Here is a 25,875-nt window from a genome sequence, read left to right as displayed (position 1 = left end):
TATATACATGAATGAAAAGCTTATTCTCGCTCTAGATCAGGGAACAACTTCCTCAAGAGCGATTCTCTTCAACCATAGTGGAGAAATAAAATACGTATCTCAGAAAGATTTCAGACAGATATTCCCTACTCCGGGATGGGTAGAACATGACCCAAATGAAATCTGGTCTTCACAGATCTCCGTAGCAGCAGAAATTATAGCAAAAGCTGGAATCTCCGGACTGGAAGTTGCCGCTATCGGAATCACCAATCAACGTGAAACGACAATTGTCTGGGACAAAGAAACCGGTGACCCCATCTACAACGCTATTGTATGGCAAGACCGCAGAACGTCCAAATACTGCGACGAGCTTAAAGATCAGGGGCACGCCCAAACAATCAAAGAAAAGACAGGGCTTGTTCTGGATGCTTACTTTTCAGCAACCAAACTAAAATGGATCCTTGACAATGTAGAAGGAGCAAGACAGAAAGCTGAAGAAGGAAAACTATGTTTCGGAACTGTTGATACATGGCTTGTATGGAAGCTTACCCGTGGAAAAATGTTTATTACGGATGTTTCCAATGCCAGCAGAACAATGCTTCTGAACATTCATACGCTGGAATGGGATAATGATTTATTAGAATTATTCAACATTCCAAAGGCTATTCTTCCTGAAGTAAAGCAAAGCAGTGAAATATATGGTGAAACTGCCACTACTCTATTCTCTACCAAAATTCCGATTGCCGGAATCGCAGGTGACCAGCAGGCTGCTTTATTCGGGCAGATGTGTACCACTCCAGGAATGGTAAAAAACACTTACGGAACAGGATGTTTCTTATTGATGAATACAGGAACTGAAGCTGTTTCTTCTAAAAACAATCTACTGACAACGGTAGCCTGGAAAATTAATGGAGAAGTCAATTATGCCCTGGAAGGAAGTGTCTTTGTAGGAGGCGCTGCTATTCAATGGCTGAGAGATGGTCTTAAAATCATCCATTCTTCTGATCAGGTAAATGAGTTGGCAGCTTCTGTAGAAGATAATGGCGGCGTTTATTTCGTGCCTGCATTAACTGGTCTTGGTGCTCCTCATTGGGATCAATATGCCCGAGGAACGATTGTAGGAATCACAAGAGGAACTACGGACGCTCATATTGCAAGAGCAACCCTTGAAGGAATTGCATTTCAGGTATATGATATTGTGAAAGCAATGGAAGCCGATTCCGGAAGAGCAAGCCTTGAATTGAGAGTAGACGGAGGCGCCTCTGCAAGTGATCTTCTGATGCAGATTCAATCTGATCTTTTCGGATTTAAAATAACAAGACCAAAAACTCTGGAAACTACAGCACTTGGAGCAGCTTATCTTGCCGGGCTTGCAGTAGGATACTGGAAAAACATAGATGAAATCCAGGAACAATGGATTGTAGACAAAGACTTCCATCCTCAATTGGATAGAGAGCAGGTGGATAAAATGACCCACTTCTGGAAGAAAGCTATAAAAAGCGCTCAAAGCTGGATAGAAGATTAATTCACTAAACAAAAAACTTATATGACCCCATTTATTGCAGAAGTTATCGGCACGATGCTTCTTATATTGTTAGGCAACGGTGTTGTAGCCAATGTTGTCTTGAAAGATACAAAAGGAAATAATTCCGGATGGATTGTTATTACTACCGCATGGGCATTGGCCGTATTTGTGGGAGTAACCGTTGCAGGGCCAATAAGTGGGGCCCATCTGAATCCGGCTGTGACCATTGGTCTTGCGACAGCAGGAAAATTTTCATGGGACCTGGTTCCCTCTTATATTGCAGCCCAAATGATTGGAGGAATGTTGGGTGCATTTTTAGTATGGCTGTTTCATAAAGATCATTTTGCCATTACGGAAGATGAAGGAGCAAAACTAGCATGTTTCAGTACAGGTCCGGCTATCAGAAAAACATCTTCCAATCTGATCAGTGAGATTATCGGAACATTTGTACTGGTATTCTGTGTATTCTATTTTGCAGACCCAAGTATTTCTTTACAGGCAGATCCAACAGCCAAAGTAGGATTAGGTTCTATTGGAGCAATTCCTGTTACGTTTGTAGTGTGGGCAATAGGCCTATCTCTTGGTGGAACTACAGGCTATGCTATTAACCCGGCAAGAGATCTTGCACCAAGAATTATGCATGCAATCTTACCTGTAAAGGGCAGCAGTGACTGGAGCTATGCATGGATTCCTGTAGTAGGTCCTGTAACAGGAGCTATTATCGCAGCTGTTTTATATGGATTTTTAAAATAAGGCACATGATGAGAAAAATCTTAAAAGGAATCTTCTTTCTTGTTTTAGGAACAGGAAAGCTATTTTCACAGGAAACTGCTGAAACCAAGGAACCCAAAGAAGGAAGACTTGATTTTACAGCTAACATTCAGAATAATCACTTATGGAGAGGTCTTATTATTACTGATAAACCTGTGGTAATGGGAAATCTGTCGTATGCCCTGGATGCTGAGAAAAAATGGAAGGTAGGAATCTGGGGTGCTTCTGCACTGGCGGATGATAAAGACAACACTCATTATAAAGAGATCAATTATTATATTCAATATTCTGACGGACGTTTTTATATTGGGCTATGGGATCTTTACAACTCCCGAAACATCAATACTGCAGTAGCTGCTGATGATATCTTCAGTTATTCACAGAGAAGAACCGCTCATATTATTGATTTAAGGACCAACTATACTTTCGGACCATCCTTCCCGATTAATATTGAAGCTGACATTATGCTTTATGGAGGAGCCAATGCAGGAGAAGTTATTCTGGAAGCTGACGGAAGTTACAAAAAGAACAGATATTCTACCTATGTACAGGCAAGCTATCCTGTTATTAAGGGACAGAAAGTCAATCTGGATGCATTTGTAGGAGCCGGATTCGCTCTTAACGACAAAACATTTTTGTATGGCAATGGCCAAAACAGCTTTGACATCGTAAATGTAGGGGTAAAAGCTGGAAAGGTTGTTAAGATTACCGATCATTACAGTCTTCCTGTAACCATGATGGCGATGTGGAACCCATCCAATAAGTTTGCAAGGATTCAGCTTGCAGCAACTGTTTTTTAATCCGACTTTAACTCAATTATAGAGAAACCACTCCTTTTGGGGTGGCTTTGTCATGATACTATAATTAAAAGATAGTCTATTTTATTATTCAACAGTTATTCTAAAATACAATAATCGTTTTTTTACGGTAGCTGTTTTGCTTAAAAATCTTTACTTTTGAAAAAAATATCTATGAAAAAGTTTTTCAGTGTAATGATTCTGTGCATCAGTATTTGTACGTGGGCACAGCAGACAGAGCTTCCTTTTATTGGATACAGAGCTTTTGATATCATGAAAGGATATAGTGGCACAGGTACTCCTCATTATTATCTGGATCTCAAAAATAATGGTGATGTACATTTTGGATACGTCCAGGTGAATCAGGCCAGTGGAGAAGAAACATCAGAAGAAATCAATGTTGGTAAATACGCACCCAATAAGGTAATGAAAGTAGTTTTTAAAAAATTTGAAGAAACGTTTTTCGTGAAATTCGATAAAGAAAAAATTTACCTTACCGATGAAAAAGGAAATGTTAAGAATCTTGAAGGCTGCTGCTCATCTTCTGACAGCATCAAAAAAGAAACCTGTACCTGCGAAAGCGAATTTTTTAAGTAGTACAATAATATATAGAGAAAGCCATTCCATCAGGGGTGGTTTTCTTGTTGTTGGGAACCACCCCGTCAAATTATAAATTTGCCACCCCTCCGGAGGAGGGGAATAGTTATACAATCTACTACAATTGTAGAAATCATAATGCATAAATACGATATTCTTTTGCTTCTTGCCTTTAATCTCCAATCACCGGGATTTTACGGTTTATATTCTGCCAAAATATCTTTAATTTTGAAGGGTGATTTACACCAATGAAGCATTTAAAATTTTTATTTCTATTTCTTCTCTTTCTTACTGTATCATGCAGCAGAAAAGAGAATCATCCTTACACGTTTTATTACTGGAAAACCAAACTGAAGCTTGACAATGCAGAAAGGAAAGCACTGGATAAAGCTACGATTCCTTATTTGTACACCAGATTCTTTGATGTAGATAAGGTGAATGGGAAATTTCAACCTGTTGCAGTAATCACCAAGGATCAGAGTTTTCAGACAGACAAACAGATTGTTCCTACAGTTTTCATTACTAATCAGACCTTGTTGGGTATCTCAGCAGAAGAGATCCGATTTCTGGCAGAAAGCATTCATCTTTTAATTCAAAAGAAAGCAGAAGAATACCATCTTAACACCAATAATGAAATTCAAATCGATTGTGACTGGACTGCCGGAACAAGGAATGATTATTTTAAATTTCTGAAAGCGCTCAAAAAAGTTTCAGGAAAAGAAATTACCTGTACGCTTCGCCTTCACCAGGTGAAAGATAAAAAGCAGACCGGAATTCCTCCTGTGGAAAAGGTATATCTGATGTGCTACTCCACTTCATCACCTCTGGAAAAATCTGATAAGAATTCTATTCTGGATGTGAATATTCTGAAAAGCTATCTTTCAAAAATGGAAGATTACCCTATCAAAAATGTTGAAGTGGCACTTCCAATTTATTCGTGGGGGATTGTTACCAACCATTTAGGAAAACATAAACTCATTAATGCCTTATCAAAAAGAGATCTGGAAAACTCCAATTTTAAAAAGATTTCAGATCACGAAGTTGAAGTCATGAAAGACGGATTCTACTTTGGAAGTTATTTAAACAAAGGCTTTAAAATAAAGGTAGAAGAAATCTCCGAAGAACAGCTTAACGATGTCATTGCGTTTTTACAGAAAAAAATCCCGCATTTTAATATTATTTATTATCAATTAGATAGTAAATTTGTGTTAGACCGGAAATTTTAATCTTTTAAAGATAGAGGCATACTTGCCTGAACCAACCATCATACAATATTAAAACTAAAAAAACACTACACACCCTATGAAAAAGTATATTCTTTCACTTGCGGTTGTATCACTTTTCCATACACAATCTGATGCCTGTGCATGGTCAGATCCTGATTATGATTACTTCAACCTTTTTACTCAAAGCATTATTAAGGATAAAGCTTATCTTCCTTTTCTGCATAACTATTCAAGCAGGTTTTATGGAGGATACAATCCCTCATTGATTCCTGATGATAATGTGGAAACATGGAAAAAGTTCTTTAGCAATCAGCTCAGCTATTCTGAAACCCAGAATCTGGTGTACAAGATAAGTATGAACGATCTGAATGCTTTAAAGAACGGAAATCCTACCAACCCTCTTTTGCAAAAACTGGGTTCCGGATTTTACCAAAAATATAAGGAAGGCATTGATTATTTAATTGAAGCCAAATATCTCGAGCCTTATATGAGCATCAATTATATTGAAAGTGAAAACTCATTCTATTATGACAGAGATGCAAACAGAAAAAATGCAACAGCTCTTGATTATCATAAAACCATTGCTGCTTTAACTTCTTTGTACAACGCAGCAAGAAACCCAGAAATAAAGCAGCGTTACGGCTATCAGCTGATCCGTCTGAATCATTATACAAGAAACTATGATTCTGCAGTACAGGCTTTCAAAACCTATGTTGCTCCCATAAAACTAAAAGGAGCGGTTTATTTCATGTCTCTGGACCAGCTGGCCGGAGCACAAAGAGGAATGGAAATGAACAGTGATGCCAACTGGAATTTTTTCCAGGTATTCATGAACAGCAAAGACCGTAAGGAATCTGCATTTGTTTCTATGAAGCTTTCAGACACTGCCTCTTTCAGCAACATTATGAAAAGAGCCAATACGAATGAGGAAAAGAATATGGCTTATTTTCTTTTAGGGTATGAAGATTTCAACAATCCTATTCCAATGATGGAAAAGATGTATGAAATCAATCCTGATTCTGAGATTCTGAAGGTAATGGCCGCCAGAAGTATCAATGAGCTTGAAAGAAGCTATCTACCTACTTATTATTATACTTCAGAGGCTCAAAAAGCAGAAGCAAAAGAAAATTCAACGGATAATTCCGCAAAAGCTCAATCTACAGATCAAACAAAGACGGAAGTAAAGGAAGAAAAGCTTTCTTTCTGGCAGAAAATTGTAAGGTTCTTTAAAAATCTTTTCGGAGGTTCTAAATCTGATAAAACAGGTGATAATGCTAAAGCTGATCAAAGTGATGATGAGCTGTTCAGCAATCCGGACAGAATTCCATTCTACAACAGAACGGGCTATTATTACGATGAGAAGACACAGGATTTCCTTAATGACCTGGAAAAATTCACAGACAAAACAAAAGAAAAATCTAAAGATGAGTACTGGCAGATTGCAGATGCTTATCTTAAGTTTTTAAAGAAAGACTATAAAGAAAGTTCTGAAATTCTGAACGACATCAAGACTACCAATCCGGAATATCTGGAGGAAATCAAAAGAATGAAAGTTCTGAATGACATTGTTTCTCAGCCGAAAATTGATGCAGACTATGAAGACCATCTGATGAAAGATTATGCAGAATACTTTGTAGAGAAAAAAGTAGAAAAAGATACAGCCACTACCGATAATTTCGATTATTATGGTGAAGTACCTTCTACTGCAGACTTCCTTAAAGATGTTATTGCAAACCGTTATTTCCTTCAGGGAGAGGACGGAAAATCATTCCTGATGAACAATAAACTTTCGGATCTTCAATATAACCCGAATTCCAGTTTGGTAAAAAGCGTGGAAGAGTTTTACAGAAAGCCAAATAAAACCCAGTTTGAGCAACAGATTATCGCCAAAAATATGGATAGCGTAGGCAATATTGATGCCTTCTTCAGTACCATTTATGGTGACAGAGCAATGAGGCTTGCCGACTTTGAAAAGGCAAAATCTTATTATGAAAAAGCAAAAAGCTTTGCCGGGATTCCTAGACAAAATTATGAATGGACAGAAAAGAATGGTCAGACCATTACTCCAAAACAATATGCTCCTGCAGAATACAACGGGTTTAAAAATATTTCAAATCTTGTCTTCGGACATAATGTGTGGGAAAGTTTCGGAAGTCCTGATACGGAAAGTATGAAAGCAGAAAACTATACTGATTTCCCCTTCATTAAAACAAGCATGGACAAACTTGAATTGGCAGATGTATTGATTCAACTGAAAAAGATTGGAAACGGAACCGGTGAAAAAGCAGCAAAAGCCAATCAACTGATCGGAAACTTATTATACAATACTTCTATTTTAGGATATTACCGTCAATTGTTTGTTATGGATATCGACAACACCAATGGAGGCAAATATGACTTCTGGAATACCAATCAAAAGAATCCTTACAAGTATTATTACAAAAACTTCCTTGATACTTCTTATATTGAACCTGATAATTTTGACCTGTCAATCAACTATTATCAAAAAGCACTTAAGCTTTCCAATAATAAAGAGGAAAAAGCAAGAATCTTATTCCAGATGGCAAGTGCTGAACAGGGCAAGTATTACCAGTATGAAGCCAAAGCGCCAAAAGATTTCGATTATTCTGATCCGAAGTGGTCTGAAAAAGAAGATGCCAGACAAAAGGAAATGGACAATCTTAAAAACCAGAAATACAGAACCTATTTTGCTCAGTTGAAAGCTCAGTATTCTGATACTGAAACAACGAAAAACTTAATGGGAAGCTGTAGTTATTTCAACTATTTTATGAGATAATACAAACCATAAAAAAACCTCTGATGACTCAGAGGTTTTTTATTTTGATTTTTTATTGAATTATTTTTTCACAAACTTGGTTGTGCTTTTCTCTTCTTTATTATTGATCGTAATAAAATAGATTCCTTTTACAAGAGTTCTTACATTAATTTTACCCTCTCCTATCGTTCCTTTTGCAATCAACTGTCCCGGAGCATTGAAAATTTCATAAGAAGCAGTGGAGGAAACATTCATCACATTCAATACTTCTTCTACCGGGTTTGGATAAATCTTAACAGATTTTACATTTCCAGCTTCAGAAACTGCCAACAGACTGGACACTGTAGCCTGCTTCACTGCATAGAAAACATTTCCGATTGCTGAAACTCTCAAGTGAATCGTTTTTCCCGCTAAAGATGCAGGGATGAAAACGTTTGCCGACCCATTATTTGGAACTGATGCCGCAAGGTCATTCCAGGTTGCTCCGGCGTCTTCTGTATAATCAATTTTAACGTTGGCTACATTATATGGAGAAGCAGTAGTTCCGGAAACAGTCCATGCAATAGCAGAGTTTGCATTAGGAGTTAATGATGTTGTATTAACAGTAAATGCAGCTGCAGATCCCACAACTACAGTCTGGGTAGCATAAGCAGTCTGAGCCTGTCCTCCCGGTTTGTTATCTCTTACTGTCACGCGGAAGTTAGTCGTTCTTGCTACTGTACTTGCAGCTTCAAAATCTGTTGTATTTTTTACAGCTCCTCCCAATACGGTTGCCAGTTTAGGAAAGTATCTGGTAGGACTTGTGGTAGGCGCCCAGGATCTGAAGTTTGCTCCTGAACTTGTATTTCCGATATTGGTTTTGGTTACCCCTCCGGAAAGGCTACTTGAATTCACCTGTTCCCAGCAATAAGTCAGAGCATCACCATCCGGATCAGTTGCAGAAGCAGTCAGCACGAATGCTGTAGATTTCGGAATGGTATACGTCGTATTCATGGCCGTTACAACCGGTGGATTATTGGTGATTGGTGTTTCCACATCAACGGTTACTGCAGCAAGATTAGCCTGTACCTGATCAATACTTACACTATGAAAATAGGCATCTGAATGTGGCTGAACAGACATACTTCCCCAAAGCCCCGCATATCCCATAATAGAACTTCCTGTACCTGGTTCTACATAAGTATTAGAACCCGTTCCTTCATCTCTGCTGAAAGTATGATTATCTCCAAGCTGATGTCCCATCTCATGTGCTACATAATCTATATCAAAGTTATCACCTTGTGGTATGTTATTCGCAGGGGAAGTAAAACCGCTACCTTTATAGTTATCAGGAGATGTATAAGCATAGTAATTACCTCCAGCATCCTGACAATCACTTTGTGCTGCGGTATAAGAAGTTGTACTGATATCATTACTTCCTATACAGCCTATACAGCCTGCATTTCCACCTCCTCCAGAAGCTCCGAACAAGTGTCCGATATCAAAATTAGCATCTGTGACTCCATATGCTCCTCCATGTAATGTATTCATCAGTTCATTATTCCATTTACACATAAGGTCAGAGGTACTATAGGGATCGGTAGCTGCGTCAGTAAAGATCAGGTTGGGAGCATCAATTGCATTGACATGAAGATTAAATTCTTTTTCAAATACACCGTTTACTCTTGACAAAGTGGCATTGATCTGTGCTAGTGCGCCAGCAACACCACCAAAATATGCAGTATATTCACCCGTAACAGACATGGCCAATCTCAAGGTGTGGAAGGTTTTGTTATTTGATTTTGCTGCTGCTCCACTATTTTTAAGCTTTTCAAGATTAGCTACAGCTTCTTTATCTTCTTTTGTAGAGCAGGCAAATGCATGTCCGCTTTTATTAGTTTTTCCATGTACGGAATAAAAAGCCTTATCAGATGTGGCTGGTTCTATAAATTCATATTGACCGTTGGGACCAATAATCATAGACTGGAAATCATGAGGTGCAACACTGAATCTAATATATTTAGTAGGATCATCCACTCCAATCCCAACGTATGAACCCAGCTGGTATTTATTAGCCAAAGTTTCATCTATTACCGGGAAACTGTTCACTGTAAATTTCTCTATTTTCCCTTCAAGAGTAGGAATATTAATGGTGATGGGAGAACCTTCACCCATTTTAGGAGCTCTTAACAGCTGTGTTCTTATCTGATCAATATCAAGCTTGTAGTAAACAGAATGATCACTCTTTTTTATTATTTTCTGTTGAGGCAATCCCCTGCTCCATTGCGCATTTGCTGATATTACAAAAAGCAATACCGGCAAACAAAATAATTTTGTTTTCATATATTTTTTTCAATAAAAGTAGATATTTATCAAAAAAAACACTAAAAACCATGTGAAAATTCAAAAAAAATCATTAAAACTCGCACAACACCCATAGAAAAATTAAAAAAATATCACAATATTTAAAATATTTAGAAAATTTTTAATTAATTCTTTTTTTGTTTCTGCATCCATTCTTCATGTTTTCTTTTAAAGAATTCGTACTTATAATCCTGATTTCTTTGTGCTGCATCAATGGAATGAGAAGTATGAATATCTGCATCCTTTTTGGCAAGCTGCCCCAGTTTTTCATAATAGATGTGAAGCTGGTCCAATTCTGCTTCCGTCAAGTCTTCAATATCCACAATACGGTTGCTTGCTTTTTCGTGAGCCGCAATAAGTTCATTGAGTTTGATCTGTATGGCTTTGGAATCTTTGTTCTGAGCTTTCTGAATCAGGAATACCATCAGAAAAGTAATGATGGTAGTGCCAGTATTGATTACCAACTGCCAGGTTTCGGAATAGTCAAAAAAAGGTCCTGAAACTGCCCATACTACTACAATAAGAAAAGCTCCTATAAAAGCATACGGACTTCCAGTAAATTTCACAGCCCAGTTTGAAAATTTCTCAAAAATATGATGATCTTTATGACTCATAGCTTTTGTTTTTAGAATAATAAATGTATAAAATTAACAGGAATCAGGGATAATAAATACAAACAAAAAACATTAAGACAATACTCTGTCTTAATGTTTTCTAATTAAAATTGATATGAATGTGTGAAATATATTATTTGATTTTTCCTGAAAAACGGTTTTCAAGGTTTTGTTTTTCTTCTGCTATCATACTCTTTCCGATTTGAGCAGATGAAAAAGGTTTTGGATAAAATGTGTTATTCCCATGATCCTTCCAGGGAGAAATATTCCCCCAAGAGTATATGCTTTTAGGATTATTGCAACTTTTTTCAATATTTTCTCTGGCTGTTTTCAGTTCTTCATCAGACAAATGCTCTTCGGAACATGAAGCTAAACCAGCTACGGCAACCAATGATAAGAATACTGTTCTGGTGATTTTCATAATATCTTTTGAGTTAGAATTTATAGTTTACCTGTACAGCAAAGTTTCTCGGCTGAATCTGATCAATGTACCCGCCTCTGAAATAAGAGCTGTACCCTACACTATCAAAAATATTATTAAAGAATACTCTTATTCCCATTCCATTTTTCATTGCGTATCCTACCTGAGCATCTACTGTAGTGTATTCTGGCATATCAAAAGGCTTATCTCCAGGCTTCACACTGTTCAGGTGACCTGCAGTAAATGTTTTCTGAGTCCATTCATCAACTGGTCTTTTTCCTACATAGTAAATTCCTGCACCTACATCAAGTCCTGATAAAGTACCTTTATTGAATTTATAATTCAACCATCCGTTTGCTGTATGTTTAGGAGCATTCATAGGTGCTGAACCATTCATATAAGCCGGGCTGTCCTGATATTGAGCATCCAGATAAGCCCATCCTGACATCACCTGAAGGTTTGGAAGGATTCTTCCGATCAATTCTACTTCAACTCCTTTTCTTCTAAGATTACCCGCAAGGCCATACATCGTCTGCTTATTGATCACGACAGGGTTATAATTTTCATCAAGAATTGTGAAGGAAAGGTGATCAGTTTTAATATCAAACACTGTTACATTAAATCTTAGGCGCTCATTGAACCAGTCTGATTTAATACCTGCTTCCCATTGTTTAGTCATAGACGGCCCTACTCTTCCACCGTCTAAAAGGAAATTGTTAGAAGATCTTAAAGATGTAGTAGTGGTATATGATCCAAATACGTTCACGTTCGGAAGCGGAGAAACAATTAATCCGAAATTAGGATTCCATGTATCTACAGATTCATTAGTAGAACCATTTAATCTGCTGTAACGAAGTCCTACATGAGCTTTCACATATTTCCCGATCGTCATTACATCCTGAGCCATTGCCCCGATACTTGGAGTTAAAACAGCGTTTGATCTTCCAAGATTTTTATAAATAACATTTACAGGAAGTTGATTGGGAATACTTCCGTTCACTACGTCAAAAATATCCAGTGGATTGGCTGCATAAGTTATATTATCAATTTTTGTATCACGCGCAGTAATTAAATTACCGGGTGCAATTGAATTTTTATAAGCTCCGTAAGTTGTAGATGATGTTTCTGTTTCTCTCCAATCAAAACCAACCTGGAAGGTATGGTTAATAAATCCTGTTTTTATCTGCTCTCCGATGAAGTCTAACTGTAATACTTTATTGATATCTTCACCTTGTGATTTTCCTATGGTACGCTGTCTGATATTATAGTTTGTTTCCCCTGCAGGCAATGATACAGAAGAAGCTTCAGAATCTGTATTGCTTACGGAATTAACAAAAGCTGCTCTTACTTTTAATTTATCTGTAAGGTTACGTACAATTGTAGTAGCAAAGTTGAAAGTTTCTGTTTTTGAATAATCAGATGCATATCCTAAAAACTTCCCTTTTGGCATATGATATAATGCTTCAACTGTTCCCGGAGCAAGGTTGATTGTTCCTCTGTCCGGTGTTCTTTTATCATGAAGATAATCCATTTCCACATTGATTAATGTCTTATCATCCGGGCGAAAAGCAATAGATGGATTTACATAGATTCTTTCTCCTTGTACGTTGCTTCTGAATGAATTATTATTCTGGTATGCTCCGTTGAATCTTACTGCTACTTTTCCCTGAGAATCCAATACTCTCTGGAAATCTACTGTAGGTCTGTAAAAATCCCAACTTCCATAACGGAAACCTACATTAGTCTGATCAATAAACTGAGGCCTTTTTGTTACAACATTAATAACTCCTCCTGCAGATCCCAAGCCATTTCCAATTCCCTGGCCAATAGCAGCAGATCCTTTGATAACCTGAATACTTTCTACACCCTGCATATCTGTGATCATCCCTGCAGTACGGAAATCTGAATCCAGCTGAACACCGTTTTTCAATACGGGAACTCCACGATATCCTCTGATGGACATACTTTCGTTTCCTCCTCCATAACTTGAAAACAAGGTTACCCCTGGAACGTTTTTGGCAACATCAGTGACTGTAAGTGCTCCTAATTCTTCGATAGCTTTATGGGAGATTATTGAAATACTTTGAATCTGATCTCTGGTTTTCAAAGGCAATCTTGTAATGGCATCAAGACCTTGCGGTTGTTTCTTTTTCTCACCAAATAGTTCTACTTCTTCAATTTTCTTGTGTTTTACTGAATCATTTACTTTCTGCGCATTGGCAAGAACCCCACCCAATAATAGCAGAGAAAAGGATACTACTTTATTCATCTGATAATTTTTTGCAAAATTATTATTTTTATTCATTCTAAATAAATAAACAAGAGTGACATATGTCACCCAAAAAAGAACTATTAATATCAGATCATTAATCATACCCAGCGACCCCTTGTAATCTCCAAACAGATCCATAGTATCATTAAGGGTTATCCTTCCAAGGTGTTTTATGATTACAGGAAGCACAATTCAAAAAAAAAACAGATTTGCGGTTTGCCAATCTGCTTTTCTTATTTCATTGATTAATATATTAAAATCCCGGATTTACATAAACCTTTCTTCCATTTAAAGGTTGAATCGCCCTAAAATTAGGCTCTGTGTAGATCGATTTATAATTATTAAAGTTAGCGGTTGATAATTGCTGCTTATTTTTAAAAACAAACCAGGTTACAGGACCGCCGTTAGTAATTGCAGAATGTGATCCGAAATTAGGAGTCGTTAAAGAACCGCTGTACGTATAATATTCCCGCGTATTGTCTGGTAATAAGCTGGCGATATTAAATACAGTATTCGAGGAATTGACCCCATTATTTACAGCAGGAGATTGCGAAAACAAACTTTGAAGTGATGTATTTGTGTTTCCGAGATCAACCATGACACCTAAAACAGCGTATGAATTATCTGAAGCTACATTTACGAAATGAATTTCCATCGTGCTGTATTTACCGTCGATCGTATGTTCGCTGCTGTGGTGGAAATGAAAGCTTGCTAAATTGTATTTTTTGCCGCCAACCGTAATATAATTGTTTTGATTATCGGCTCCTGCAACATTTATTTTAAGATATTCTCCTGCATAATTGACAACGGAGTTCAGAGTAATCGCTCCGTAATGAATGGCAGGATCACTGCTGTGAAAGGTAATTGCAGATGATGGTTGAATATTGACGGGAGTCTGCGATTCTGCAATAGCTACAGAGAAATTAGATGTTACAATAGGCGTACTGATAAGGCTGGAAGGATAAGCCGTAAGTTCATTAGAGCTTTCATCCTTATCGCTCTGGCACGAAGTCATTAAGATTACAGGAACAAGTCCTAACAATGCTACAGCTTTTTTACATTAGGTATTAAACCCCATGTCTCTTTTTTTTCGATCATTTGTATTAAAATTAATTATTGTGTTTATGAAACAAATTTAATTAGATTTTAAATCTGCCAATTATTACAATCAATTTTTAATTGAATTTTAATCGAAATTAAAATATCATAAAGTGGTAAAAGATTTTAATACTAAAATTGGATTTGATTAAGAAAAACAAGAATAAATAAATTATTGATTCATGGAAGCTTATTAAAGCAAAAAATCCGTCCCTAAAAAAGGAACGGATTGTATAATCATTGCAAAGTATGCATTTATCACACTTTAATTTCAACGTCTACTCCTGAAGGAAGTTCTAATTTCATTAGAGCATCAACAGTTTTAGAAGAAGAAGAGTAGATATCCATTAGTCTCTTGTGAGCTGATAACTGGAACTGCTCTCTTGCTTTCTTGTTTACGTGCGGAGATCTCAACACTGTGAAGATTCTCTTGTTCGTTGGCAATGGAATTGGACCGTTTACAACAGCACCAGTAGCCTTTACCGTTTTTACGATTTTCTCAGCAGACTTGTCTACCAAGTTGTAATCGTAAGATTTTAGTTTTATTCTGATTCTTTGTGACATTTCTTTAATTTAAAAATTAACCTTTTGCTTTAGCTATGATATCTTCAGCAACGTTTTGTGGAGTAGCTTGGTACTTCTCTAATTCCATAGAAGAAGTAGCTCTTCCTGATGAAAGTGTTCTTAGAGTAGTTACGTATCCAAACATTTCAGAAAGTGGAACAGAACCTTTGATTACAACAGCACCGTTTTTCTCTTCCTGACCACTGATAGTACCTCTTCTTTTGTTAAGGTCACCAATGATGTTACCCATATATTCTTCCGGAGTTACAACTTCCAGTTTCATAATAGGCTCCATAATTACTGGCTTAGCAGCACGTCCCGCTTCTTTAAATCCTAATTTAGCAGCCATTTCAAATGAAAGAGCATCAGAATCCACCGCGTGGAAAGATCCGTCTTTAAGAATAACTTTAATACCTTCAACTTCGAAACCAGCCAAAGGACCGTTTTTCATTGCAGCTTTAAAGCCTTTTTCAATGGCAGGAACAAATTCTCTAGGAACGTTACCACCTTTGATCTCATTGATGAATTCTAAACCAATTTTACCTTCGTCTGCAGGTCCTAGTTCAAATACAATGTCAGCAAATTTACCTTTACCACCAGATTGTTTTTTGTAAACTTCTCTGTGTTGAGCAACTTTTGTTAAGTTTTCTTTGTACTCTACCTGAGGTTGTCCTTGGTTTACTTCAACTTTGAACTCTCTCTTCATACGGTCAACAATGATATCTAAGTGAAGCTCACCCATACCAGAGATAATCGTTTGTCCAGAAGCTTCGTCAGTTCTAACAGTAAACGTAGGATCTTCTTCAGCCAATTTAGCTAGAGCGTTACCCATTTTATCCTGGTCAGCTTTAGTTTTAGGCTCAACAGCGATACCAATTACCGGATCAGGGAAAACCATAGATTCAAGAATGATCGGGTTTTTCTCATCACACATAGTATCACCAGTTTTGATAGACTTGAATCCAACTGCTGCACCAATATCTCCAGCTTCAATATATTCTACTGGATTTTGCTTGTTAGCGTGCATCTGATAGATTCTAGAGATTCTTTCTTTATCTCCTGAACGAGTGTTCAAGATATAAGAACCTGCATCTAGTCTTCCAGAGTAAGCTCTGAAGAATGCTAATCTTCCCACGAACGGGTCAGTAGCAATCTTAAATGCTAATGCAGAGAAAGGCTCATCTACAGATGGTTTTCTTGTGATCTCAGCATCAGTTCTTGGGTCAGTACCTTTGATATCATCTTTATCCAATGGAGAAGGAAGGTATTTACATACTGCATCCAACATAAACTGTACTCCTTTATTCTTGAATGAAGAACCACAAGTCATTGGGATAATAGATAAATCGATAGTAGCAGCTCTCAATGCAGCATTGATTTCTTCTTCTGTAATTGAATCCGGATCTTCGAAGAATTTCTCCATCAAAGTTTCGTCATATTCAGAAACAGCTTCTACTAGTTTCTCTCTATATTCAAGAACTTCATCTTTCATATCTTCAGGAATTGGCACTACTTCAAAAGTAGCTCCTTGTCCTGCTTCATCCCAGATGATCGCTCTGTTTTTAATTAAGTCAACAACACCTTTGAAATCTTCTTCAGCACCGATTGGTAAAACGATTGGAACTGCGTTAGATCCTAACATTTCTTTAACCTGGTTTACCACGTTAAGGAAGTCAGCACCTTGTCTGTCCATTTTGTTTACGAATCCCATTCTTGCAACTTTGTAGTTGTCAGCAAGTCTCCAGTTTGTTTCAGACTGAGGCTCTACTCCATCTACTGCAGAGAATAAGAATACCAATCCATCCAATACTCTTAAAGATCTGTTTACCTCTACTGTGAAGTCAACGTGTCCCGGTGTATCAATGATGTTGAAGTGGTAAGGCTTAGTATCAGCTAGAGGTTTTCCTTGATCTGTTGGAAAGTTCCAAGAACAAGTGGTAGCTGCAGAAGTAATAGTAATACCTCTTTCTGCTTCCTGCTCCATCCAGTCCATTGTAGAAGCACCATCGTGAACCTCTCCAATTTTGTGGTTTACCCCTGTATAGAATAGAATCCTTTCTGTAGTGGTAGTCTTACCTGCATCAATGTGAGCAGCGATACCAATATTTCTTGTAAATTTAAGATCTCTTCCCATTTCAGATTAGAATTTGAAGTGTGAGAAAGCCTTGTTAGCTTCCGCCATTTTGTGAGTATCAGATTTCTTTTTGAAAGCAGCACCTTCTTCTCTTGAAGCAGCTACAACTTCGTTAGCTAATTTCAAAGCCATAGACTTATCATTTCTAGCTTTAGAATATTTGATTAACCATTTCATTGCCATAGAAATCTTTCTATCAGCTCTGATTGGCATAGGGATTTGGAAGTTAGCTCCACCTACTCTTCTAGAACGTACTTCTACGTGAGGCATTACATTTGTAAGTGCATCTTTCCAGATTTCAAGTGCAGTTTTTTCGTTATCTCCTTTTTTAGTTTCTACGATCTCTAATGCATCATAGAAAATTTTGAATGCGATTGACTTCTTACCGTCAAGCATTAAGTTGTTTACGAATCTCGTTACCAATTGATCATTAAATTTCGGATCTGGTAACAACGGTCTTTTTTTCGCTTTTGTCTTTCTCATTGCTTTTGTACCTTATTTAATGATTATTTTTTCTTTCCTTTTGCAGGAGCAGCAGCTGCTTGTCCTGGTTTAGGTCTCTTAGCTCCGTACTTAGATCTTCTCTGAGTTCTTCCATTTACACCAGCGGTGTCTAATGCACCTCTTACGATGTGGTAACGTACTCCCGGTAGGTCTTTCACCCTTCCGCCTCTAACCAATACTATCGAGTGCTCCTGAAGATTGTGTCCTTCGCCCGGGATATAGGCGTTAACTTCTTTACCGTTAGAAAGTCTTACCCTTGCTACTTTTCTAAGTGCAGAGTTAGGTTTCTTAGGTGTAGTTGTATATACTCTCGTACATACACCACGTCTTTGTGGACAAGAATCTAGGGCAGCCGATTTGCTCTTCTTGGCAAGCGTGGCTCTTCCTTTTCTTACTAATTGTTGAATAGTAGGCATTTAATTGCTTTTTATTTTAGGGTGCAAAAATAGTAATATTTTTTTAATCTGCAAACTCTTATATAAAAATTAAAATCAAATACTTACATCGGAAATGAAACACATTTCATGAGTATCAATATAGAAGTACAATATACATGCGGAAAACAAGCAGGAAGAAATGGATTTTACAACCTAAAAAATGAGTATTAAATAATTATGAAATTTATCGACTCCGGATTTTCAATATTTTTTTCTTTTAAAATTAATTCCGGATATAGGATCTGATGTATTTAAAAATGTTCTTATCCTTATGAAGAATTAAAATTTCAAATTTATTCCTACATAAGATAGTTTTGAATCCATTCAATCATGGTATCATGCTGAAGATGTAAGAGAACCAATAAATAAAAAACACCGGAAAAAATAAGATATGAAGATTTCACCGGGTTATTATTGAATGATATCATTCCGGAATCATTTGTTTTTAACATCGATGTAAACACAATAAATAATAATGTGGAGTAAATATAATTCCATCTCATCCAATCAATTCCAAGATAATATAAAGGAGCAACCCAAATAAGGCAGATCATATTACAGAAAAGGTAGCTATAGAATGATTCTTTTTTAAACAGATAAATATAAAGTCCTATTTGAAATATTATGATAAGGAGTTCAATAGCATGAACCAGAAATGATAATTTGTACTGAAGAACATAGTTAAAGTCAAAATAATATTCCAGGTCAAAAATATTCTCTTTCTGAAAAACCACTCCTCTGCTTTTCAGGATCGATAAACTTTCTCCCTGATTCACATTTCCACCTAAAAAATAGATAATACCAATACTGGCAAAAGCTGCTACTGCTATAGACAGCATGTATTTACTATTAATTTTCTGCCATTTGGAATAATTAATCCATAATAAAAAGGGAAGGAAAAAAAATCCAGCCTCGTGTATGAAAAGAAAAATGATATAAAAAATCCATAATAATGCATCATTAAGCTTAGATTTTTTTGAAAAAGAATACCACAGCATTATAAGAATCAAGATGATTTCTCTTCTCCCGGCATTTCTCACAGTCAATGCAGGAAATAAAAGAATATAAGGTGAGGCCATGATGCTCAGATAAAAAAGATCAACCTTATATTTTTTCAGGTATAAAAGCGTCCAGTACAGAATTCCCGACAACCCCACGATCTGAAGAATAAAGATCTGAAATTGTAATTTCAATCCCGTTATATCCTGTATATAAAAAAATACATCTCCCAAAAGACCTCTTCTTTTGAAACCTCCATCTGTATAATTGATCAGCCAATCAGAAATTGTCCAGGCAGAAAATGGTTCTTCAGCTTTCAGATATAATGCGATAAAGACACCAATATAAATCAGTACAATTCCAATACTGAAATATTTTACCAGCGATCTTTCTTTATTTTCAGGGATATTAATAAGGGTGTCAAAAAGCATAATAGTCTATAATTTCTGAGGTCTGTTTTAGATAAGCACAATATTAATACTTCCAAACTATATTTAAAAACTTTCTTATAGTTATGATCTATTAATAATCAGTAGAGTTCGGCACGATATTTCGTAAATTTGAGGTATACAAAATGATAAACTATCAATCACATCAAAAAAGCTTCTTCCCATACTTAATGGAAGCAGTGATTGTATCTAACCTTAAAAAAATAAATATATACATATGAAAAATGCTAGTATCATTGGCCTTAAAGAAGCCGATTGCAAAAAGATTTCAGAAAAATTAAACATTTTATTGGCTAACTATTCTGTATTCTATCAGAACACAAGAGGTTCTCACTGGAATATTAAAGGAGAACAGTTTTTCACTCTTCACCCGAAGTTTGAGGAATTGTATAACAGCCTTGTATTAAAGATTGACGAGATTGCAGAAAGAATCCTTACGTTAGGAGCTACGCCTGCGCATAACTATTCAGATTACCTGAAGGTGGCAACCATTAAAGAAAGTAAAGAAGTAACTGATGGTACCAAAAGTGTTGAGCAGATTCTAAGCTCATTCAAAGTGGTGATTGATCTGCAGAGAGAACTTTTAGATATTACTGATGAAGCCGGAGATGAAGGTACCAATTCTCAAATGAGCGATTATATTACCGAGCAGGAGAAAGAAGTTTGGATGTATAACTCTTATCTTGGGAAGTAATTATATTTAAACTCTTTTAAATTTTTCCTTAAATAAGGTATGTCACTTTTTGTAACAGCATAAAAATTGACATACCTTATATGAGGATTTCTAAAATCACTCATTTTCCATTTTCCAACCAAAACCCAATTTTTGGGAATTTGACCTACAAACCATTCTGGATATATTACAGCAATTCGCGCATTTTTACGGTAACTTAATTCTCCCATAAAATACGAAAAATCATTCCCCTCAGGGTTTTATATTTGTATTTTGCAACATCTGTACTTCCCAATCCATACATATCTAAAACTTCAATATTCGTAAAATAGGTGATTGCTCCAATATCATTGGCTACAATTGTTTCAGAATCATAATACTTTTTTAAAAATTGTGCGAGCTTATATTGGTTGTAGTAAAGATTTTTAGAATCAGTATATAAAACCGGATGATACCAATACATTTTGAATAGTCCAAAAACTACCGAGTAGCCTACAAATAAAAAAGCAAAAAGCTTAGAAATAGAGAAACCTGAAGTTTTAAAATAAAAATCACAAATTTTAACTCCAATAAAAAGATAGGCAATCATCAAATAATTTTCATATCTGAATGTCATTATTCCAAACATGAGCTGCCCGTAAGAAGTAAGCAAAATGATGATTGGCAATGCTTCCATTTCAAGAACTCTTGGAAGTTTTACATTTCTATATCTGGAAAAAGCATACATTAAATAAAATATACTGAAAGGAAACAAATATTTGATATAATCCACATTCAAAAACTTGCTTTTCAACATTATTATACAACTTTCTGCATCTGAAACATGAAAATTACTTTTGACAAGTACTGAATTTGGAAAAAACAAACCTCCCATAAGAAGAGAGTATAATCCATACATAATTATAGGGAAAAAACCGACAAAACCAATCAACAAGCCCTGTCTAAATTTTTTCTGACCTACAAAAACAAAAATAACGGCAGAAATGAAGAACACACTTTCAAATCTTACTGCTCCGAGAAAAAAAACGACTATTAATAAATGGGTTAAAGCCTTCAAATCTCCTGAAGCTAATTTATTATAAAAAATAAAAAACAGAACTATGAGGAATATATGAATAGTATGCTCCATTCCTAATATAGAGGAAAGATAAATCATTGCCAATGGCTGCAACAGAAAAATAAAAAACAGAGCAAACTTCTTTCCATATTGAAGGACAACAAAATTGGCTGCGTAAAAACTTGTTAAAACCCCAAACGTAAGATTAATAAACAAAGGATAATAAGATGAATCCCCAAAAACTTTTATTAAAAGGCTCAAAAAGAAACTATATAATATAGATGAAGATGCCGGATCAAATGAATTGGAGTTGATAGAAAATAAAAACTGATCAGCTATATTTTTTGCTACCTCCAAATGAATATAAACATCATCAACAGGATAAAAATAGCCTACACCTTTTGGCAAAGAAAGAATCTCCGAAACTAAATAAAAAAAATAGCCTAATAGAAAAACAAAAACACTTATAAATCCGTATTTTTTCATTTTACTGTCTAAATAAATATGGAGAACAAAATTAAATTATTAAATTTTATTACAAAAAAAGGACTGCATTACCTTTAACTCAATACCCGACAAAGATTTTCATAACATGACCATGCAGAATACCGTTGTAAAATTACACTTAAGTCAAACTCTCAAATGAGCGACTATATTACCGAACAGGAGAAAGAAGTATGGTGTACAATTCTTATCTTGGAAAGTAACTCCATCATAAGCATGGAAATATTTCCAAAAAATCGCCTTACATTTAGGGAATTATATTTTTTATTTTTATATTTGCGTTAAAATTACACATATTATGAACGACGTGAGATTAAACTCTATCCTTGATAATGATTTCTATAAAATAACCATGCAGAATGCTGTGGTAAAACTATTTCCGGGTTCTATTGTAAAATATGAATTTATCAACAGGGGAAAGCACCACTTTCCAGAAGGGTTTGATGCTGCTTTAAGAGAAGCTGTGAATAAAATGGCTGAACTTAAGCTTACGAAGGATGAAAAAAAGTTCATGGCAAGAACATGTCCTTATATAGATCTACCCTATCTTGATTTTTTAGAAGGCTACCATTATGACCCATCTGAAGTAAAAATTCATCAGGAAGGAGGTGATCTTTCCGTTATTGTGGAAGGACTTTGGTACAGAACCATACTTTGGGAAGTTCCGTTGCTGGCACTGATCAGTGAGCTGCATTACGAAATGAACCACATGGAAAGAGATTCCAACGAAGTGGTGATGAGCAAAACAATCGAAAAGGCTGACTCATTGGGTAGACTTGGAGTAACGTTTGCAGAATTCGGAACGAGAAGAAGACACTCTTACAAGGTACAGAATCTTGTAATGGAAGCTTTAACTCAGAAAAAAGAATCTACATTTATCGGAAGTTCAAACGTTCATTTTGCAATGAAGTACGGCGTAAAACCAATCGGAACGCATGCTCACGAATGGTTTATGTTCCACGCAGCCGAATATGGATTCAAGATGGCTAATGAAATGGCCCTGGAACACTGGGTAGACGTTTACAGAGGTGATCTTGGAGTGGCCTTGTCTGATACTTATACTACCGATGTTTTCTTCCAACAGTTCGACAAAAAATTTGCGAAGCTTTTCGATGGGGTTCGTCATGACAGTGGTGATGCTTTGGAATTTGCTGACAAGACCATTGCCCACTATCAAAGAAACGGGATTAATCCGATGTTTAAATATATTATTTTTTCTGATGCTTTAAATCTTGAAAAAGTAGAGGAAATCACCAATTACTGCAGAGGAAAAATTGGTATCTCATTCGGAATCGGAACCAATCTTACGAATGATGTAGGATTGAAACCAATGAACATCGTCATGAAACTCATCGGTGTACAGGCTCCCAATAAGGAATGGATTCCTACGGTAAAACTTTCCGATGAACATGGTAAATATACCGGAGATCCAAAGATGATTGAATTGGCGAAAGAATTTTTAAGAATTAAAGATTAGTAACCTCATCAGAACAATTAGATACAAACCTCGAAGTTATCGAGGTTTTTTGTTTTATATCATCACTTAAAATTCAGTTTTCAAAAATCTATAAGGATTTATTATATTTATCAAAATAAAACAAGATGAAATCAAGAACATTACTACTTGCAGGTCTTCTCATATCAGCTTTTTCCTTTGCTCAGGAAAAGAAAACGGAAAAGCCTAAATATAATCAGGAACTGGCCAATTCTTTAGGAGCTGACAAATATGGAATGAAACCTTATACGATTGTCATGCTGACATCAGGTTCTGCTAAAATTGAAGACAAAGCTAAAATGGGAGAACTCATGAAAGGCCATATGATGAATATCGGGAAACTGGCAGATGAAGGCAAAATTGTTGTTGCCGGACCTTTTCTTGAAAAGAATAAAGAAAACTACCGCGGCATGTTTATTTTCAACACCAAATCTAAGGAAGAAGCTGAACAATGGGTAAAAACCGATCCTGCGGTTCAGGCTGGTGTTTTCAGCTATGAAATTTTCCCTTGGTATGGTTCAGCAGCGTTACCTTTGTATCTAAAGCATCACGATGAAATCTCAAAAGAAAATCCTTAATAAATAAGAAATCCCTCAGTTGAGGGATTTTTTTCTTAATCAAAACAGATATAGGGTTTTCTTGGTGGATAACAGCAATAAGGATTGCTGCAGAATATATATCCTGCCGGGCAGCCTCCATCTACAGGTGTTTCACAAGCTAATGCTGCGCCACCTAAAACAGTTTTCAACTCTTTTCTGTTTAAGCTTTTTAAATTTTTCATGATTAATTTAGTTTAATTTGATTTCCTACTCTTTAAGATTTTCGGATTCCTCTTTATTATTTCTCTTTACCTGGAAATAAATATACAATTTATTTTTAAATCCACTACATTTCAAATCATTATCTGCAAACATTTGATAACTGTAAAAAGAGACTGTCTTTTGTGACAGTCTCTTTTTACAGTTATCATTTTAAATTAAAAAATATCGCTACCTATTGTATAGCCATTTGTACCATTTATTTTTTTAACTGCATTATTATTAAATCTATATTTATTATAAATACCAATATTTGGAATATATCTTAAAGTATTGCCTTCTCTCATATAAATCTTATTGGTATAATTGTCCTGTTTAAGATCATTATCAGGCGTTAAATCTGCTCCACGTTCTACTGTTGATAAATTGCTTGGGCTCACCGTAGCAATTTCACCACTGGTAATATTAAATAATCCATAAAGAGTCATAGGGCTTTGGATATATCTCAGTTTGTTTTCAAACATAAAAAAGATCTGGTTGGTTGCAGGATTTCTAACAAAATTACCATTGACAAGGTTTGCCGTATTGGTATAATCTAATCTCACCTGATTATCAATTAAATATTGATCGATATAAGCTTTCAATTGAGCTTTCTTCACTGGATCTTTAATAAGTTCATAAAGAGGAACCAAACCATTGCTTCCAAACTCTACCAATACCGCATTCGTTGGTGTTGAACTGTTCTGCCAGCTGGAAATATTAATTTTAGGATTCGCCTGATCTAGGTTCAACTCTCCTACCAAACTCTTAGACGGATCTCCTCCTCTTGTTTTAAAGGATAGTTTTCTGGAAAAGTTTTTATTGGATTCTGAAGTATCTACATCGTTATCAACATTGGCATCAAAAATACTTTTTACACCCACCTTAACACCCACTCTGGCTGCCTTTTCACGGCTTTGATTCGTTGTTTCAGATTGGAACATTACATCTAGCTTAGCACCGGTATAAATATCTACCGCAACGTGGGTTCCATAATCGTTTACAATCTGTGCAGGGCTGTTGTTCTGTAGATCACTCGTAAACTCCGGAGTCAGATAATCTGATAATAAAACAGGAGTAGCATTAAATCTGAATCTTCTTTGTTTAATTAAAAGATTATAGCTTCCATAAATATATTTAGCATCAAATTTATTGGTTGTAGTATTACTCACCGAAGAACTAAAAGTAACAGAAATGAGCTTTTTAAATAAAGAGAATCCTGCTGTTGCTCCTACCTTCGTAGATACCATTTTTGAGTACGCTTCTGCATTTTCACCGTATTCTTCAAGATATTCCTGAGAAAATACATTATCAGTAATCAATCTTCCGGCCTGTTCGTTTTTGAACTTTTCAAGATCAATTACCTGATATCCTGAGGAGTTTGAATTTGCATATTCTCCAGTTGCGTTATAACCATATCCTAAGATGTCATAAGCGCCATCACCAGCAAATTTAGCCGAATTTCTCCCTGAACTTTTTTTTGAGTTTTCATTTTGGTTAGAATTTTCAAATTCTTCAGTAGAGCAAGATGTTAAAAACAGCAAAACAATACTGGTAAAAAAGAAACTTAGTTTTTTCATATTTTTATTTTAAGTGCACAAACTTAATTCTTTGCATTCAAAACCAGAATGACATAAATCATGAATAAGGGAATTAATAGAACGTTAACAATAGAAAATCGCAATAATTTATCTCTCTTTAAATAGAAATAAATACATATTTAAAAATACAACCAATTTTATTTCAAAAGATTACATACAAAATGAATTAAAAATTTAAAATATATTTCTTTTATCAATGAATTAATTTAATTATTTTAGCTTATAGCAACTCACTCTATTAA

22 protein-coding genes are annotated in these 25,875 nt (G+C 35.7%); 8 read left to right on the top strand and 14 right to left on the bottom strand.

The features are described from left to right. The first annotated feature begins 7 nt into the window (after positions 1 to 7). From glpK to ACKTTZ_RS10550, 5 genes are all read left to right on the top strand, one after another. Positions 8 to 1,504, top strand: coding sequence for a glycerol kinase GlpK (glpK, locus tag ACKTTZ_RS10570; RefSeq protein ID WP_407848755.1), 1,497 nt, complete (start codon positions 8 to 10; stop codon positions 1,502 to 1,504). Positions 1,505 to 1,525: 21 nt separating this feature from the next. Further along, positions 1,526 to 2,257: an MIP/aquaporin family protein gene (locus ACKTTZ_RS10565; RefSeq protein WP_034694667.1), complete on the top strand. Its 732-nt coding sequence runs from the start codon at positions 1,526 to 1,528 to the stop codon at positions 2,255 to 2,257. A 5-nt stretch (positions 2,258 to 2,262) separates the two neighbouring features. Then, on the top strand, positions 2,263 to 3,075 hold the full coding sequence (locus ACKTTZ_RS10560; protein WP_034694666.1) for a hypothetical protein: 813 nt from the start codon (positions 2,263 to 2,265) through the stop codon (positions 3,073 to 3,075). A 171-nt stretch (positions 3,076 to 3,246) separates the two neighbouring features. Continuing rightward, a complete protein-coding gene (locus tag ACKTTZ_RS10555; protein ID WP_407848753.1) occupies positions 3,247 to 3,669 on the top strand; it encodes a hypothetical protein in 423 nt (140 codons plus the stop codon). A gap of 248 nt (positions 3,670 to 3,917) precedes the next feature. Beyond that, entirely contained in the window at positions 3,918 to 4,895 is a 978-nt protein-coding gene (locus tag ACKTTZ_RS10550) for a hypothetical protein (RefSeq protein ID WP_034694661.1), read from the top strand. Positions 4,896 to 7,255: 2,360 nt separating this feature from the next. Here ACKTTZ_RS10550 and ACKTTZ_RS10545 read toward each other — a convergent pair. From ACKTTZ_RS10545 to ACKTTZ_RS10495, 11 genes are all read right to left on the bottom strand, one after another. After that, a complete protein-coding gene (locus ACKTTZ_RS10545) occupies positions 7,256 to 7,387 on the bottom strand; it encodes a hypothetical protein (protein WP_156106415.1) in 132 nt (43 codons plus the stop codon). A 365-nt stretch (positions 7,388 to 7,752) separates the two neighbouring features. Then, complete coding sequence (locus tag ACKTTZ_RS10540) at positions 7,753 to 9,993, bottom strand: reprolysin-like metallopeptidase (protein WP_407848751.1); 2,241 nt, start codon at positions 9,991 to 9,993, stop codon at positions 7,753 to 7,755. A 146-nt stretch (positions 9,994 to 10,139) separates the two neighbouring features. Further along, positions 10,140 to 10,628, bottom strand: coding sequence for a low affinity iron permease family protein (locus ACKTTZ_RS10535; protein WP_407848749.1), 489 nt, complete (start codon positions 10,626 to 10,628; stop codon positions 10,140 to 10,142). Between the two features lie 133 nt (positions 10,629 to 10,761). Then, positions 10,762 to 11,049 carry a hypothetical protein gene (locus ACKTTZ_RS10530; protein ID WP_407848747.1) on the bottom strand — a complete coding sequence of 96 codons (288 nt, stop codon included), beginning with the start codon at positions 11,047 to 11,049 and terminating at the stop codon, positions 10,762 to 10,764. Between the two features lie 13 nt (positions 11,050 to 11,062). Then, positions 11,063 to 13,318, bottom strand: a complete 2,256-nt coding sequence (locus ACKTTZ_RS10525; protein ID WP_034694831.1) for a TonB-dependent siderophore receptor — start codon at positions 13,316 to 13,318, stop codon at positions 11,063 to 11,065. Positions 13,319 to 13,574: 256 nt separating this feature from the next. After that, a complete protein-coding gene (locus ACKTTZ_RS10520) occupies positions 13,575 to 14,363 on the bottom strand; it encodes a carbonic anhydrase family protein (protein ID WP_407848745.1) in 789 nt (262 codons plus the stop codon). 314 nt (positions 14,364 to 14,677) lie between these two features. Next, positions 14,678 to 14,983 carry a 30S ribosomal protein S10 gene (gene rpsJ / locus ACKTTZ_RS10515; RefSeq protein ID WP_002661363.1) on the bottom strand — a complete coding sequence of 102 codons (306 nt, stop codon included), beginning with the start codon at positions 14,981 to 14,983 and terminating at the stop codon, positions 14,678 to 14,680. A gap of 16 nt (positions 14,984 to 14,999) precedes the next feature. Further along, a complete protein-coding gene (gene fusA, locus ACKTTZ_RS10510; RefSeq protein WP_407848742.1) occupies positions 15,000 to 17,117 on the bottom strand; it encodes an elongation factor G in 2,118 nt (705 codons plus the stop codon). 6 nt (positions 17,118 to 17,123) lie between these two features. Further along, positions 17,124 to 17,600, bottom strand: a complete 477-nt coding sequence (rpsG, locus tag ACKTTZ_RS10505) for a 30S ribosomal protein S7 (protein ID WP_034694654.1) — start codon at positions 17,598 to 17,600, stop codon at positions 17,124 to 17,126. A gap of 23 nt (positions 17,601 to 17,623) precedes the next feature. Next, positions 17,624 to 18,037: a 30S ribosomal protein S12 gene (rpsL, locus tag ACKTTZ_RS10500; protein WP_002983146.1), complete on the bottom strand. Its 414-nt coding sequence runs from the start codon at positions 18,035 to 18,037 to the stop codon at positions 17,624 to 17,626. A gap of 320 nt (positions 18,038 to 18,357) precedes the next feature. Beyond that, a complete protein-coding gene (locus tag ACKTTZ_RS10495) occupies positions 18,358 to 19,488 on the bottom strand; it encodes a hypothetical protein (protein WP_407848739.1) in 1,131 nt (376 codons plus the stop codon). Positions 19,489 to 19,723: 235 nt separating this feature from the next. On the opposite strand from ACKTTZ_RS10495, the gene ACKTTZ_RS10490 reads away from it, so the two are divergent. Beyond that, the gene (locus ACKTTZ_RS10490) at positions 19,724 to 20,200 is read left to right on the top strand and encodes a Dps family protein (RefSeq protein WP_034694650.1); all 477 of its coding nucleotides are present in this window, start codon (positions 19,724 to 19,726) and stop codon (positions 20,198 to 20,200) included. Positions 20,201 to 20,396: 196 nt separating this feature from the next. On the opposite strand, the gene ACKTTZ_RS10485 is transcribed toward ACKTTZ_RS10490, so the two are convergent. Continuing rightward, complete coding sequence (locus tag ACKTTZ_RS10485; protein WP_407848737.1) at positions 20,397 to 21,722, bottom strand: hypothetical protein; 1,326 nt, start codon at positions 21,720 to 21,722, stop codon at positions 20,397 to 20,399. A gap of 316 nt (positions 21,723 to 22,038) precedes the next feature. Between ACKTTZ_RS10485 and pncB the strand changes: the two genes are divergently transcribed. Together pncB and ACKTTZ_RS10475 are read left to right on the top strand one after the other, a co-directional pair. After that, complete coding sequence (gene pncB, locus ACKTTZ_RS10480; protein ID WP_034694646.1) at positions 22,039 to 23,217, top strand: nicotinate phosphoribosyltransferase; 1,179 nt, start codon at positions 22,039 to 22,041, stop codon at positions 23,215 to 23,217. Positions 23,218 to 23,342: 125 nt separating this feature from the next. Beyond that, positions 23,343 to 23,813: a YciI family protein gene (locus ACKTTZ_RS10475; RefSeq protein WP_034694645.1), complete on the top strand. Its 471-nt coding sequence runs from the start codon at positions 23,343 to 23,345 to the stop codon at positions 23,811 to 23,813. A 35-nt stretch (positions 23,814 to 23,848) separates the two neighbouring features. Here the strand turns inward: ACKTTZ_RS10475 and ACKTTZ_RS10470 are convergent, their stop codons facing one another. Next, entirely contained in the window at positions 23,849 to 24,016 is a 168-nt protein-coding gene (locus ACKTTZ_RS10470; protein ID WP_156106412.1) for a bacteriocin-like protein, read from the bottom strand. A gap of 195 nt (positions 24,017 to 24,211) precedes the next feature. Beyond that, a complete protein-coding gene (locus tag ACKTTZ_RS10465) occupies positions 24,212 to 25,612 on the bottom strand; it encodes an MAC/perforin domain-containing protein (RefSeq protein WP_034694644.1) in 1,401 nt (466 codons plus the stop codon). Between the last annotated feature and the right edge of the window lie 263 nt (positions 25,613 to 25,875).

Source organism: Chryseobacterium sp. KCF3-3 (assembly GCF_045865955.1).
In the GTDB taxonomy this organism is placed as follows: Bacteria; Bacteroidota; Bacteroidia; order Flavobacteriales; family Weeksellaceae; genus Chryseobacterium.
Note: the sequence above shows the minus strand (reverse complement) of the source record. Positions and strands in the feature narration are given on the sequence as shown.

Bases quoted from the DNA above. Each gene is read 5' to 3' on its own strand.
- ACKTTZ_RS10490 (WP_034694650.1), top strand. From the start codon at position 19,724: ATGAAAAATGCTAGTATCATTGGCCTTAAAGAAGCCGATTGCAAAAAG.
- ACKTTZ_RS10550 (WP_034694661.1), top strand. From the start codon at position 3,918: ATGAAGCATTTAAAATTTTTATTTCTATTTCTTCTCTTTCTTACTGTA.
- fusA (WP_407848742.1), bottom strand. From the start codon at position 17,117: ATGGGAAGAGATCTTAAATTTACAAGAAATATTGGTATCGCTGCTCAC.
- pncB (WP_034694646.1), top strand. From the start codon at position 22,039: ATGAACGACGTGAGATTAAACTCTATCCTTGATAATGATTTCTATAAA.
- ACKTTZ_RS10560 (WP_034694666.1), top strand. From the start codon at position 2,263: ATGATGAGAAAAATCTTAAAAGGAATCTTCTTTCTTGTTTTAGGAACA.
- ACKTTZ_RS10495 (WP_407848739.1), bottom strand. From the start codon at position 19,488: ATGCTTTTTGACACCCTTATTAATATCCCTGAAAATAAAGAAAGATCG.
- glpK (WP_407848755.1), top strand. From the start codon at position 8: ATGAATGAAAAGCTTATTCTCGCTCTAGATCAGGGAACAACTTCCTCA.
- ACKTTZ_RS10465 (WP_034694644.1), bottom strand. From the start codon at position 25,612: ATGAAAAAACTAAGTTTCTTTTTTACCAGTATTGTTTTGCTGTTTTTA.
- rpsJ (WP_002661363.1), bottom strand. From the start codon at position 14,983: ATGTCACAAAGAATCAGAATAAAACTAAAATCTTACGATTACAACTTG.
- ACKTTZ_RS10475 (WP_034694645.1), top strand. From the start codon at position 23,343: ATGAAATCAAGAACATTACTACTTGCAGGTCTTCTCATATCAGCTTTT.
- ACKTTZ_RS10485 (WP_407848737.1), bottom strand. From the start codon at position 21,722: ATGAAAAAATACGGATTTATAAGTGTTTTTGTTTTTCTATTAGGCTAT.
- ACKTTZ_RS10535 (WP_407848749.1), bottom strand. From the start codon at position 10,628: ATGAGTCATAAAGATCATCATATTTTTGAGAAATTTTCAAACTGGGCT.
- rpsL (WP_002983146.1), bottom strand. From the start codon at position 18,037: ATGCCTACTATTCAACAATTAGTAAGAAAAGGAAGAGCCACGCTTGCC.
- ACKTTZ_RS10565 (WP_034694667.1), top strand. From the start codon at position 1,526: ATGACCCCATTTATTGCAGAAGTTATCGGCACGATGCTTCTTATATTG.
- ACKTTZ_RS10525 (WP_034694831.1), bottom strand. From the start codon at position 13,318: ATGAATAAAGTAGTATCCTTTTCTCTGCTATTATTGGGTGGGGTTCTT.
- ACKTTZ_RS10530 (WP_407848747.1), bottom strand. From the start codon at position 11,049: ATGAAAATCACCAGAACAGTATTCTTATCATTGGTTGCCGTAGCTGGT.
- rpsG (WP_034694654.1), bottom strand. From the start codon at position 17,600: ATGAGAAAGACAAAAGCGAAAAAAAGACCGTTGTTACCAGATCCGAAA.
- ACKTTZ_RS10555 (WP_407848753.1), top strand. From the start codon at position 3,247: ATGAAAAAGTTTTTCAGTGTAATGATTCTGTGCATCAGTATTTGTACG.
- ACKTTZ_RS10540 (WP_407848751.1), bottom strand. From the start codon at position 9,993: ATGAAAACAAAATTATTTTGTTTGCCGGTATTGCTTTTTGTAATATCA.
- ACKTTZ_RS10470 (WP_156106412.1), bottom strand. From the start codon at position 24,016: ATGAAAAATTTAAAAAGCTTAAACAGAAAAGAGTTGAAAACTGTTTTA.